Origin of the sequence: Pseudoalteromonas sp. BSi20495, from assembly GCF_000241185.1 — a bacterium.
In the GTDB taxonomy this organism is placed as follows: domain Bacteria; phylum Pseudomonadota; class Gammaproteobacteria; order Enterobacterales; family Alteromonadaceae; genus Pseudoalteromonas; species Pseudoalteromonas fuliginea.
This window is the reverse complement of sequence record NZ_BADY01000087.1, coordinates 1-12410: the sequence shown is the minus strand read 5'-3', so window position 1 is coordinate 12410 and position 12410 is coordinate 1. Positions and strand designations below refer to the sequence as shown.

The 12410-nt window shown below is 38.3% G+C and carries 13 protein-coding genes; 2 read left to right on the top strand and 11 right to left on the bottom strand.

Annotated elements, in window-relative coordinates; translation table 11 throughout:
• Positions 1 to 83 precede the first annotated feature (83 nt).
• Both P20495_RS08085 and P20495_RS08090 read right to left on the bottom strand, forming a co-directional pair.
• The gene (locus tag P20495_RS08085) at positions 84 to 968 is read right to left on the bottom strand and encodes a spermidine synthase (RefSeq protein WP_008136882.1); all 885 of its coding nucleotides are present in this window, start codon (positions 966 to 968) and stop codon (positions 84 to 86) included.
• On the bottom strand, positions 961 to 1584 hold the full coding sequence (locus P20495_RS08090; RefSeq protein WP_033015969.1) for a fused MFS/spermidine synthase: 624 nt from the start codon (positions 1582 to 1584) through the stop codon (positions 961 to 963). Before P20495_RS08090 ends, P20495_RS08085 begins: the two co-directional genes overlap by 8 nt.
• Positions 1585 to 2121: 537 nt before the next feature.
• Between P20495_RS08090 and P20495_RS22115 the strand changes: the two genes are divergently transcribed.
• Entirely contained in the window at positions 2122 to 2283 is a 162-nt protein-coding gene (locus tag P20495_RS22115) for a hypothetical protein (RefSeq protein WP_158308535.1), read from the top strand.
• 78 nt (positions 2284 to 2361) lie between these two features.
• Here the strand turns inward: P20495_RS22115 and P20495_RS08100 are convergent, their stop codons facing one another.
• A complete protein-coding gene (locus P20495_RS08100; protein ID WP_007378784.1) occupies positions 2362 to 2862 on the bottom strand; it encodes a lactoylglutathione lyase family protein in 501 nt (166 codons plus the stop codon).
• A 114-nt stretch (positions 2863 to 2976) separates the two neighbouring features.
• On the opposite strand from P20495_RS08100, the gene P20495_RS08105 reads away from it, so the two are divergent.
• Positions 2977 to 3843, top strand: a complete 867-nt coding sequence (locus P20495_RS08105) for a LysR family transcriptional regulator (RefSeq protein WP_008136877.1) — start codon at positions 2977 to 2979, stop codon at positions 3841 to 3843.
• Between the two features lie 10 nt (positions 3844 to 3853).
• Here P20495_RS08105 and P20495_RS08110 read toward each other — a convergent pair whose 3' ends face one another.
• The 8 genes from P20495_RS08110 to P20495_RS22110 form a co-directional block, all read right to left on the bottom strand.
• Complete coding sequence (locus tag P20495_RS08110; protein WP_008136875.1) at positions 3854 to 4567, bottom strand: glycosyltransferase; 714 nt, start codon at positions 4565 to 4567, stop codon at positions 3854 to 3856.
• A gap of 27 nt (positions 4568 to 4594) precedes the next feature.
• Complete coding sequence (locus P20495_RS08115) at positions 4595 to 5341, bottom strand: DUF2064 domain-containing protein (protein WP_008136873.1); 747 nt, start codon at positions 5339 to 5341, stop codon at positions 4595 to 4597.
• A gap of 241 nt (positions 5342 to 5582) precedes the next feature.
• Positions 5583 to 6335: a glycosyltransferase family 2 protein gene (locus tag P20495_RS08120; protein WP_008136872.1), complete on the bottom strand. Its 753-nt coding sequence runs from the start codon at positions 6333 to 6335 to the stop codon at positions 5583 to 5585.
• Positions 6328 to 7539 (bottom strand): 4Fe-4S binding protein, encoded by a 1212-nt coding sequence (locus P20495_RS22555; RefSeq protein WP_008136870.1) that lies wholly within the window; start codon positions 7537 to 7539, stop codon positions 6328 to 6330. Before P20495_RS22555 ends, P20495_RS08120 begins: the two co-directional genes overlap by 8 nt.
• A gap of 72 nt (positions 7540 to 7611) precedes the next feature.
• Positions 7612 to 8682 (bottom strand): NAD(P)/FAD-dependent oxidoreductase, encoded by a 1071-nt coding sequence (locus P20495_RS22550; protein ID WP_008136869.1) that lies wholly within the window; start codon positions 8680 to 8682, stop codon positions 7612 to 7614.
• Between the two features lie 29 nt (positions 8683 to 8711).
• A complete protein-coding gene (locus P20495_RS08125; RefSeq protein WP_242401486.1) occupies positions 8712 to 9911 on the bottom strand; it encodes a glycosyltransferase 87 family protein in 1200 nt (399 codons plus the stop codon).
• A 196-nt stretch (positions 9912 to 10107) separates the two neighbouring features.
• Positions 10108 to 11616 carry a glycosyltransferase gene (locus tag P20495_RS08130; protein WP_007378777.1) on the bottom strand — a complete coding sequence of 503 codons (1509 nt, stop codon included), beginning with the start codon at positions 11614 to 11616 and terminating at the stop codon, positions 10108 to 10110.
• A gap of 3 nt (positions 11617 to 11619) precedes the next feature.
• Positions 11620 to 12410, bottom strand: a 791-nt coding sequence (locus tag P20495_RS22110; protein WP_033015968.1) for a hypothetical protein, incomplete at its 5' end; no start/stop codon positions are given.

The following is a 12410-nucleotide window of genomic DNA, read 5'->3' as shown; positions in this document are numbered from 1 at the left end:
ATAAATAAACGCAGTGCCTGTAGGTGCGAATTTACTTCGCGCTCAAGTAACTTATCTATTACTTAGCTCTTTATAAAAGCACCTTAAAAATTAAGTAAATTAGCGGGAGAATATTGGTCGGTAAGCACTTTCGTATCAGCAGGCCAATCTTGACCGTCTTTTGTAAAATGCATAAATTCGCTAATTGCTTTTATATCAATGCCGTATTTTGCCAAGCGAGGCTCAAGTATTTTAACCTGTGCCTTTATTTGCTCGTTAGTTGGCGGCGCTTTAAGTCCCGCTAAAATAATACGGTTACTACGATTTTCACGGCTTACATTTATAAAGTCGCCAAATACAGCGTGGTAAGTTGCCGACTCATGCTCATAAAGCTTACTACTTGAAAATGTATTTGCAGCTATAACACCACCTTCGGCCAATACGCTTTGTACCTCTTCAAAAAACTCTTTAGTGAGTAAATGCTCCGGAATATAGTCGCCGTTAAAGGCATCTAAAATTATCCAATCATACATTTGCTTTTTAATAGCGGCGCGTTTTATAAAAATACGGCCATCTTGCACGCTTGATGTCACTAAGTCGTTTTCTATAAAGTTAAAGTAATCGCGTGCAACTTTAGTTACAGCGGGATCTATTTCTACATTATGAATTTTTGCTGTGGGGTATAGTTCATGAATAACATTAGAAAGCGTACCGCCACCTAATCCTATAATAAGTACATTTTTAGGGTTATCGGCTACTAAAAGGCTGGCAAAAGTAAGTTTAGTGTAGTTAAAAACAAGTTTGTCAGGGTCATTTTTGTACATGCAGCTTTGGCTTGTTTGGCTACTTTTAGTATTAAATTTAAGACAACGTAAGTCGCTAGTGTCTTCAACAATAATATTGCGATAAAGCGAGCGCTCTTCATGAATAACCTTACTAAACGCAACCCCCGAAAACACGATTAACGGCAGTAGTAAATATTTAAGCATGAGCAAGCTCCTTGTTATTCACCAAGCTATTAACAACAATAGCCACTAAACCAAGTGACCCAAGCGTTAAAGCAAAAGCGCCAATAATTGTATTTACGTCAAACGCGAGCACAAAGTAAAAAGAGGTGATAATAGTACCCAGCGCACTGCCAAGCGTACTTACAAAGTATAAACGCCCCGCTACTTGACCACTTTTATCGCTATCGGTTACCAATAAACGTACTGAGTAGGGCGAAATCATACCTAAAATAACGGTTGGAATAAAAAATAATGCAGTTGAAGCTAACAGCGAACCATAACGGCTATCTTCAATATGCGTGAATATAAACTCCATTATTGGCTGCGAAAATAACGTAATAGGCACCACCATAATGCTGGCGACTAAAAATATTAAACCATATTTAGTAAGCGATGCATTTTTAGTACTTAGCTTACCGCCAAGTAAATAACCAAATGATAAGCTGAGCATAAACACCGTTATTATGCTGCCCCATATATGTACACTGCTCCCAAAAAAAGGCGCAAGTATTCGCCCTCCTAAAAGCTCAATCCCCATAATGCAAAAACCACTGCAAAAGGCTAAAAAATAAATTAATGCGTTTGTTTTTAAAGTCATGTAATTATCGTTTTGTAACTTAATAGAGTTCCATACTAACGTGATGTAAACATGCCCGCTAGTGTAAAAATCACTCAAGGCAAACCTTTTAAAAGCAAATTAACCGTGTTTCATACTAGGGCCTGTTTATCTTTCGAGGTTGAATTTGCAGCAGTATGTTTGGTATTTAGGCAAGGCAGCGCCTATGTAGTGTGGTTATTCCCCATAAATAGGCGATAACGTAGAATAAATGCCAAACATGCGCTGCCCGAAGGGGTCTGCCTAGGGGCAATTAACTCTTTGTTGCTCGGTTTTTACTTAGCCCACTAGGTTACAAACCTCGCGTCGCGATTAAATCGCCCTTAGATTGAACAAATTTCAACCCTAAAAGGTCAACAGGCCCTAGCGGCGCGCAACAAAGCAACTCAGTAATAACCTAAGTTTGTCGGTGCTCAACATGGTAGTGAAAAGGCATTAATCTCTTTATCTAATGTGTATTATTCACAGCAGCTTGGTGAAAAAAGTTTTGCAAAGTCTTACGCGCTAAACCGATTAATTATGGAAATCACCGATAATAATGATATTTATAATCGCTATGCGTGGTTTGAGCAGCGACAGTATCCGCAACTTAGCGAAAGTGAACTTGCCAGTGCAAATGAAATAATAGAGCAGTGGAGCGCAATCATAAATAAAAACGGCACCGTATACCCTCACGATTAGTAAAAATAAAAGCGCTATAGCTGAAACAAAAAGGCTGCACTAATAAATACTGCGGCCTTTGTTTTTAGCTCAATGCTTTTAATAAGCGCCTGCGCTGTAAATTAGCTCGTAGCTGTGGCTGTAAATCTCAAGGATGTTGCCAAACGGGTCTTCCATGTAGATCATGCGGTATGGCTTTTCGCCAGGGTAGTAATAGCGCGGGGCTTGCATACGCTTTTTACCGCCAGCTGCTACAATACGCTCTGCTAAGCCTTCTACATCAGGGTCTTGAACACAAAAATGAAAGATCCCTGTTTTCCAGTATTCAAAGTTGTCTTTTGGGTTTTCTTGGTTTTTAAATTCAAAAATTTCTACACCAATACGATCGCCCGTTGAAAGGTGCGCTATTTTGAATTTTTCCCATTTTTCACCAAATACTTCGGTACACATTTCGCCAATGGGGCTTTTGTCTTCGGTTATTAAAGTGGGTTCCATAATGGTGTACCAACCCATAACCTTAGTGTAAAACTCAACGGCTTTTTCAACGTCGGGAACCGAAATACCAATGTGCGAAAAACTACGTGGGTATGTATGACTCATAATGCTTCCTCTTTAACGTGTGACTTATCTTGTGACTCGTTGATGGAGTTAGTTTACGAATCGACAAACATTAAGTAAAATTATCATTGATCATAACTTTGAGTACGTTTTGTAATGATAAATCCGACATGGTTAAACACATTTTGCACCTTGGTTGAGGTAAATCATTTTACCAAAACAGCTGAGCGCCTTTATATGACGCAGTCTGGTGTAAGCCAGCATATTAAAAAGCTAGAGCAACAAGTTGATTGTGCTTTACTTGAGCGCCACGGTAAGCAGTTTTCACTCACGCCACAGGGTCAAAACTTATATCAGCAGGGTAGCCAACTTATCAAAGAATGGCAGTTTTTAGAGCAGCAATTAAAAGATGATTCACCTTTTAGCGGAGCAGTAAAAATTCAATCGCCGGGCAGTTGTGGTTTAAAGTTTTACAATCAATTATTAGCACTGCAATGTGAGCATAAAGCACTAACTATTGATTACCGCTTTGCGCCAAATGTGAGTGTGGAGCAAGCTGTGGCAAATTACAGTGCCGATATTGGCTTTTTAACCCAAGCCCCTACACTTAGCGAAGTGATCAGTTATAAAATTGATAAAGAAGCGCTATTACTTATTACACCTGCGGGTATAAATACACCGAATTGGCAAACACTGTGTGAGCTGGGTTTTATTGCTCATCCTGATGCAAACCATCATGCGCAACTACTACTTAGCGAAAACTACGATGAATTTGAACATATTGAGCAAATAAAGCAGACGGGGTTTTCCAACCAAATTAGCTTAATACTAGAGCCTGTAAGTTTAGGCTTAGGTTTTACGGTATTACCTGCCAATGCGGTAGGTGCTTTTAATAAGCCTGAGCTTATTAAAACGCACTATTTAGCCAATCCCGTTAATGAGACTATTTATGCATGTCACCATCGAAATAGGCCACTGGCAAAACGGATGAATACAGTGATTGAGTTAATTAAGTCAAGTTAAGGTAAATACCTTATTTTTGTCTTTCGTCGTATTGAGTATTAAGCTGAATACCTTTTTCATAGCGCTGATTCATCGCAGTATCTGAACGGTTAAAATAATATAACCACTTCATGTACTGATTAGTTAAAGCCTGTCGATAGAGTCCGTTAACTTGAAAGCGTATCGCAGAGGTTTCGCTAATAAACGGTAGACGCTTTGCTTTACATTTGAGTTTAAGCCGTAAACATAGCTCTGTATCTTCAAAAATATCTATTAGCGGCAACATACCTACGTCGAGTAGAAGTTGTTTTTTTGCAAATAAACAATGGTCTAAATAATACACTCCCCGTTTATCACCGCGAATATGATTAGAATACCAAGAGGTAAACTGAAGTAATGGATGGCGTATATTAAATTTATGGGTAAATGCCCCCCACGACATCTGATCTGCGTGTTTGTTTAACGCATTCAACCCTGCAATATCAATTATGCTACGAGGGTGATGAAGCACAATTGTGTCAGCATTTGCTTGCACAATACCCGCATTGAGCCGGCCTGCTCGTGATGCTATATCGGTTTTAATTAAGCACACGCCCGCAGCATTAATTATATCGATGGTGTTATCGGTGCTTCCCCCATCCACACAAATTATTTCGCAGTTTTTTAAATGTTGATACGCCTTGAGGATCCGTTGTAAATACCCTGTTTTTTCTTCATTTAAAGTAGGAATAATAATACTTAACATACTTTTATAACCTCATAGTTCAGAATATTACTCATGAAAACTCACTTTAGCGAGCGAGAATAGATCATTAATTGTATGTAATAGAGCTTTACGTGCTGGGCGAGTATCTGACTGTAGATCAATAAATAATTTTTTAAGATCGCTGACATAATCAATATCGTAACCTGGTAAGCAATACTTCACCGATAATTTATTCTGCCTACACTGTTGTGATAATGATTGTGATAATTCATTCGTGCTCCAAGGTAAATGGGTTAATACTGGCCAAGGTACTTTGTTAGCCATAATGATGACGCCACCATCATCAGCGTGATGCAAAGCTACGTCATTACTTTGTAATGCACTAATCGTTGCCTCAAAATATTGATGGTTAAGTATTGGAGCATCAGTACCTATGAACACTAGTTGCTCATGCCCTTGTGCTCGCAGCTGATTATCAACATAGTTTAATCTATCGCCTAAGTTGCCTAACTGCCCAAGCGGTAATTGCGTTATTACGTGGGCATTACTTACTAAAGAATGCGCCCACTGAATATCGCTTTCGCTTGAACAAGCAATAACAACAGGCCCTTGCCAATTATTAGCATCTTCTATTGCGCATGCTAATAATGCATGTGTAATTTTAAGTGCGCATTGCGCATTCGAGCCTTCAGCAAGCCGCTGCTTACCTTGGTTGAGTTTAGGCCGTTTACAAAAAACAACTAACGTCGCTTGATTTATAACTAATCTAATTGTTTGTTTTGACGCTTTATTACTTTGGTTGATTTTATTCATTTTAATCACAGCTCACGTAGCACTAATAATTTTGTAATTCGTATTTATAACTAGGGCTTGTTTATCTTTCTAGGCTGAGTTTGCAGCCGTATGTTTGGTTTTTAGGTAGGGCTGAGCCTATGTGGTGTTGTTATTTCCCATAAAGAGGCAATAACGCAACATCAATGCCAAGCATGTACTGCCCTTAGGTCGTCCTAAAGACGACTTACTCTTTGTTGCTCGGTTATTACTTAGCCCACGCTTATTCATACTCACTACCTTTAAGCTGCGCTGTATTTTTAACACTGGATTGGCGAATAAATAACGTTGCAATCATGGATAAAATACCGATACCAGCTTTAATTGAGCCCATTACTGTGCCGCTAATTTTTGATTGTCCTATTCGCACTTTAGAGTCAACAGCGTATTCGCTCACTTGCATACCAAGAATGATCGCTTTAACCTGCATTTCTACAGTCCAGCCAAACGAGGTATCAGCCATATTTAAAGTGTGCAGCGACGAGAAGCGAATGGCCCTAAATGGCCCTAAATCAGTTGTTTTTTGCTGCCAAAATAGTGTTATTAAGTGGCTAGATAGCCAGTTACCAAAGAGTTGTGGTTTAGTTAAAGCTCCATTTTCAATGGTGCCTAAGGTTCTTGATCCAATAGCAAGATCGTCACCATTAACAATCCCATTTAGTAATGAAAGGGCTTGATCTACAAAGCAAGAATCATCACCATCTACAAAAAGTACAATATCGCATGAGGGAAGCTTAGCAATAGCGGTTAAGCAGGCAATACCATAACCAGGTGTACTTTGATGAACAACTTGAGCACCATTAGCGGTTGCTACTTTTGCAGTGTTGTCTGTGGAACCATTGTCACAAACAATAACGTTATCAATAACCGCCTGCTCATCAAACATTAAAGTAATCAAATTTCTGACCACAATGGAAATAGCTTGCTCTTCGTTAAGAGCAGGAATAACAACAGCAACTTTATGACCTTTATACATTTTTAATCTCAATAATGTTAACGCCGCCACGTGATTTTTCAGACATTTGCACAGGGCTAGCTGCGAGTGTATCTTTTTTGATAATGGCGGAAGTTTTTCGGTTTATTTCAGCAAAAGACAATGTGCCTGTTGGGCAGGTTTGTACACAGGCGGAGCAACGAACGCATTGTGGATCGGTCATTGGTTGGCCTTTACTTGCAAAAGCCATAACATCAATGCCTTGATGGCATACAGTTGTACATTGATTACAACTAATACATTTCGATTTTTCACTAACAATAGCAAAGCGACCAAAGCGACTGTATATATGCATTAATGCCGCTAATGGACAAGCAAACCGACACCATGTACGCCCTGAGTATTTAAAATAAAGGCCAAACCCTAAAATACCGGCTAATAAAATATCAACAACCCACTTATAACTAAATGCGTTTACTAATTGGTAGTCCTTGTTCTCGCCTTTTAAAAACAGATTAAACATATGGTTCATCCATGACTCAGGATATATCCACCCTAAAACACGAATGACTAATAACACTGCCGCGATTAATAAAATGAACTGACCAAGCATATTTAGCTTATTCCACTTAGAACCGTGTGGCATTTTATGGCGTTGCTGATCTCCCATAGTTTCAGCCATAGCACCGCAAGAGCAAATCCAACTACAATAAGCGCCTTTGCCCCACTTCATCACAATAATTGGAATAATAACGAATGTTTGAATAGCCCCAATAACTAACCAAGCAACTTGGGGAGTGTCGGTGAATACGGTATACACACCTAACGGCCAAGCGAAGATAAAACTATATGCATGCCAATAAGCGCGTGGGTGTCCCCATTCAGGCCATGTATGCGTCGCAAGTTCTTGCGCTGAGATATAACTGGGAAACAACGCATCGGCAAAGCTTTTGCCTATTCCTGCATCAAATACACCGTTATAGCCAAGTAATGGTAAAATTATTTCTGGCAATAAAAATAATGGAAACAATTGAATCGCAAACAAAACTGACGTTTGTACTGTTACATAAGGTGTTTTGCGTCGTTTAATTCGTTGCCAACCAAAAATACCAATTAATAGGGTATAAAGAACGGTGTAGTAAAACGAACGACTTTTTAAAGAAACCGCTATTGTGCCAATTAAGGTACTGCGATCATTCACTTGCAACTGCCACCATTCGCCAAAGCCTGCAATTAAGGTTGGCATTTGATCGGGATAAGAAAAAGTACTCCAAAATGAATTTAAAAAACCATAGCCTTTCCAATCGTATAATGCAGTTCATGCGACTAAAAACAGGGCAAAGAAAGCCCAGCCAGACCATGTGCTTTCACCACTGATATTGATTTTTGAACGTCTGAAGAAATCTAACGGGGCTTCACGACCAGTCGCTAACAACACGCTATCGTTATCTAATATTTCATCTGTACCATCTTTATTTTTTAACTGCACAGACCGTGGTGAAATTTTACTGACTTGAGTCGCCATTTTAAGCGTCACTTTGTCATCTTTTGCTAATTGAGTTACTTGTTCGACATTCTCTGGTCTTGCCCGGTTAAACTGAGTTTGTCGATAAGATAAAGTAACTTTAGCGCCTTCCTCTGCTGTTGCAATCGCAGCCTCTAATGCGCTATCACCTCCGCCAACGATTAACAGTTCTTTATCTTTATAGTATTGTGCGTCAATAAAACGATTTGCTACCTTTGGTAAATCTTCACCTTCAACATTTAATTTTCGATAATTTCCAGAGCGCCCAATAGCAACAATCACACGGTGAGCCACTAAGCTATCACCATTCTCTAAAGTAACACGTAGTTTGTTGCCCTCTTTATTTACATGGCTAACTTGCGCCAGTTTAGCTTCAATACTGTGGGCAGTAATTTGCTCTTTAAGTTCGCTCAACAGGTTTTCTTTATGACTTACTTTATTTGAAAATTGTAATTCGCCTTCAGGCTTCATGTCAGTGGGGTAAGTATAAATAGGTTTATTATTAGGAAAATTTTCAATCGTTGAAAATGGTTTATTACCTTCTAACAACGTAACATTAAGCTGCTGTTTTTTACCTTCAATAGCGGCAGAATACCCACTAACACCACCACCAATAACAATAATATCTACAACATCAGCTGTTTGCGTACGGGTACTAAAAGTAGTATCAGCAATAATGGTTCGAATAGCTTTAGCGCCCGTATCGCTGGAGAATTTAAGTAAAGGAATACCCGTTAAATCACCAACAACATACACACCTTTAATATTGGTTGTGCCATCGGCATTCACTAATGGTTGCTTTTCTACAGTACGATCAGGCCATTGTCCGTGCAACCAGTGATAATAATTATTAATAATGTTCAATTTGTATATTCCAATATAAAGTTTTATGTTTATGAATTATCAATGTGATTCAGCTTTGAAGTCTTTTTGATGCCGTGATAAATCAGCCTCAATAACGTTAACGCGTATAAAACACCTAAAAGTACAACAGGCCAAAGCGCAGGTTGCCATTGTTGACAGCAAAGGAAATTACCGAGCACTTCGTATGTCATGGGCATAAGTAATAACCAAGTAAGTAAATAAATATTTGGGCGCAAGGCAAGCAAGGGAACTAACGGGAGTAAATACCAAGGAAAAAGCACAGGGCTTAACATAAGAGGTAAAGCCAAGGCTGCTTGCATACAAAAATAAATAACCGATGTACTCATGTAGCGGGCTTTACTGTATCTAAAACTTGTATAAGCAATAAACAATACCGCAATAACTCCCATAACAAAAAGCGCTAAAACAACCTGAGAATTAGTTAATAGAGAATCAAGTGCAGTAAAAATAGGGGACGCATTACGCCATTTTTCAAAAAACACACTAATACTGCCTACGGGTACGTACCCAAGCGCAATGGTAGTACCATAAATTAGCGCGACAGTCGTAACCCAGCTGAGCACCAACATTAGAGCGGGTTTTAATGATTTTTGTAAAAAAAATAATGGCAGTAATAACATAACGGGTAAAATTTTCAGCGACATACCAATACCAATAGCGATACCGCAATATAAAAGTAATTGTCGCTGCCAAAAATAAATTGCGACAACAACTGCCAATGCAGAAAAAGCATCTATGTGTAACCCAACACCAGTTTCTAAAATCAGCAGTGGCGACAACGCAACAAGTGCTAAATTATTTAATTTGTTGGCCTTTTTTAATACTAAAGCCGACACGTACACCGTTAATAACCCTGCAAGTAATAGCAAAAACCGCCATACCAACTGTGCCTTTTCAACTCCAAATGATGATGAAAAAGTAAATAAAGCCAACGCTAATGGAGGATAAATAGTGACATAAGCTGCATGCTCTTTAGGTGGTTGCCACTGCTCTCGCAATTGTGTTAATTCAATCGCGTCATGGCTGATGCTATAAGGGTCGTAGCCTTCATATGCTATTCGCCCATCAAATAGGTAACGACTTGTATCATTAGAGGTATAAGGCTCAACGTCAATCAATACAATACGCATTAGAAAAGCGGTGATTAGTAGCAGCTTATAATTTTTTAAATAACGTGATTTAGGAGATAAAGACCAAGCTACCAACATAAAAAATGCCATTAAACAATATTGAATAATGGTATAAACTCCAATACTGCTAACAGGAAATTCAGTATTGCTTTGCGACGTATTTGCTAAAAAATAACTCGAAAAACTCAGGGCAATTAAACTAGCTAAGCTTATAAAATAAAGCCAAGATTTACTTTTAGTTGTGAAACTTGGCTTAAACAATTGCAGCTTCATTTTAAGCGTGTCTAGATAGCTGATAATGACTATAAAAGCTATTAACTGCAGACATAACAAACCCAAGAGCTAACAACGATACAAATGGCAATATAAACCAATATTGGTAAATAACAGCCCACACTAAAACTACGACATAGATAGCTGCAACTAAAAATTCAAAAATGGCACCTTTAGGAGGTAAAGGTTTATAGTGCGGCTTATTTTTAAAGCCCTGCGAAGCTTGATTTTCACTTTTATAAGTATGTTCTGCTTTTTGTAGTTCACCTGTTTTAGGTGTGCGGACAAATTCACTTTCTTTGCCCATTAAAGCTTCAAAACCAGCCTTAGAATTATTAATTGCCAACTGTATACCTAACAATACTAAGTTAGGTAATTTTGCTAATGCACGTATTTTTGAGCGACCTAAAACCACTTGACCAAAATATAGGTATGCAATGTGTCCGCCTGAAGACATCAATAATAAGGCAATATCAATCCACCAAACGTTTATGTAATCATATTGCGCACGTAAATATAAGCTAGGTAATAAGAAAAATAATGTATCTAGCATCATGACTAAATAAGCTAGGTTATTTGATAAATGAAACGTTGATTCAAGTTTTTTAACAAGCGGTATTTTTGCTTTCCATACTGTTTTTAGCATTTTAAGCATGACTTGTACGCCACCTTTAGCCCAACGGTACTGCTGAGTTTTAAACGCATTCATATCAGCAGGCAGCTCACCTGGACATGTTATATGATTTAAATACTGCATTTTCCAACCAGCTAGTTGAGCTCTATAACTTAAATCTAAATCCTCAGTTAATGTATCAGCACTCCAATGGCCTGCATCAATAATGGCTGAAGTGCGCCAGATACCTGCAGTCCCATTAAAGTTAAAAAGCATATCACTCGCACAGCGCACATGCTGTTCTAACCCAAAATGGGCATCGAGCATTACAGCCTGTGTTTTTGTTAATAAGCTACTACGACGATTTAAATGCTCCCATCGCAACTGCACCATGGCAATATCAGTTTGAGTGAAAAAATGAATACTTTTTAATAATGTATCCGGAGTAGGTATAAAGTCAGCATCAAAGATAGCAATAAATTCACCATCGGCCGTTGTCATTGCCTCTTTTAATGCACCAGCTTTAAAACCATGACGATTGGTTCGCTGTACGTGCTCAATATTTATGCCTTGTAGCTTATAATGCGATACACGTTCAGCAATAACCTCACTTGTATCGTCATTAGAATCATCAACAATTTGTATTTGTAAACGATCAGCCGGATACTCCAATAATACAATTGAATCAACAATCCTTTTGGCAACTAACCTTTCATTATAAAGTGGAATTTGAACTGTTATCTTTGGTAATTTCTCAAACATTTTAGGTGATTGAGGTGTAAAATTTCGATATTTAAACCATCGAAATACCATAGACAAACGGTGCAAACCAAATAAAGATAAAATAGCTAATAATAAAAAATGAACAACAAGTACTAACGAACCAATTAACGACATAATTTAATAAACCTTAGTAATACCAAATTGAATATTATTACCTTGCAAGATATTGCTACCGTAAATTTCACGTGTAAAAGTAAGCTCAATACCAAAGCCAGCTAATGACGAGTTTTTATCAAAATTCCAACCTGTAGCCAGTTCAAATTTTCCTGAGTCAAACTCTAAAGGATTTGATAAATTTGCAGCATTGATTGAAGTTGACGAATCTGCATTTTCTGCACTTAGTATTCCGTCAAGTTTGGCACGCATATAAATGTTTTTATTAACGTTAAAACCATACTCAAGCAAGTATCTGTATTCGTCAGAAGGCTCTGCGGTACGAACTCGATAACCAACTTCAGCCCCAATATAACCAAACTTATCCAGCCCTTTGCCTAACAATATTTTGGCTTCGTAGTCTTCTTGGTTATTTCCTAACCCATCATCCTCATCATATAAAAAAGGGGTTTTAACTAAAAAAGAAGTAGATAGAACAAAAGGTTCTGCCTGCCATTGATATCGAATACCAACCTCGGTATCACCAAAACCGCTGGCGCTACTTGTGCCCGTTACAGAATTTTCTTGTTCATAGCTTTGATGTAATAATGAGCCATAAATAGAGAAGTTATTCCCTAAACCATGCTCCAAGTAAAGTGATGTATTTTGCCCTTCAAAACGCTCAAAGGTTGGGTTGTTTCCACGATATTTGCTCGACGTATAATCAGCGTAACCTAACTTAATATAACCACTTCCTTCTTCACCAACCCATGCCCCAGCCGACACGTTAACTGACGCTAAGCTAATAGATAGAG

Excerpts from the sequence above, each read along its gene's own strand:
- P20495_RS08130 (WP_007378777.1), bottom strand. The coding sequence starts at position 11,616 with ATGTCGTTAATTGGTTCGTTAGTACTTGTTGTTCATTTTTTATTATTA.
- P20495_RS08090 (WP_033015969.1), bottom strand. The coding sequence starts at position 1,584 with ATGACTTTAAAAACAAACGCATTAATTTATTTTTTAGCCTTTTGCAGT.
- P20495_RS08120 (WP_008136872.1), bottom strand. The coding sequence starts at position 6,335 with ATGTATAAAGGTCATAAAGTTGCTGTTGTTATTCCTGCTCTTAACGAA.
- P20495_RS08115 (WP_008136873.1), bottom strand. The coding sequence starts at position 5,341 with ATGAATAAAATCAACCAAAGTAATAAAGCGTCAAAACAAACAATTAGA.
- P20495_RS08110 (WP_008136875.1), bottom strand. The coding sequence starts at position 4,567 with ATGTTAAGTATTATTATTCCTACTTTAAATGAAGAAAAAACAGGGTAT.
- P20495_RS08105 (WP_008136877.1), top strand. The coding sequence starts at position 2,977 with ATGATAAATCCGACATGGTTAAACACATTTTGCACCTTGGTTGAGGTA.
- P20495_RS08100 (WP_007378784.1), bottom strand. The coding sequence starts at position 2,862 with ATGAGTCATACATACCCACGTAGTTTTTCGCACATTGGTATTTCGGTT.
- P20495_RS08085 (WP_008136882.1), bottom strand. The coding sequence starts at position 968 with ATGCTTAAATATTTACTACTGCCGTTAATCGTGTTTTCGGGGGTTGCG.
- P20495_RS08125 (WP_242401486.1), bottom strand. The coding sequence starts at position 9,911 with ATGTTGGTAGCTTGGTCTTTATCTCCTAAATCACGTTATTTAAAAAAT.
- P20495_RS22555 (WP_008136870.1), bottom strand. The coding sequence starts at position 7,539 with ATGCCAACCTTAATTGCAGGCTTTGGCGAATGGTGGCAGTTGCAAGTG.
- P20495_RS22115 (WP_158308535.1), top strand. The coding sequence starts at position 2,122 with ATGGAAATCACCGATAATAATGATATTTATAATCGCTATGCGTGGTTT.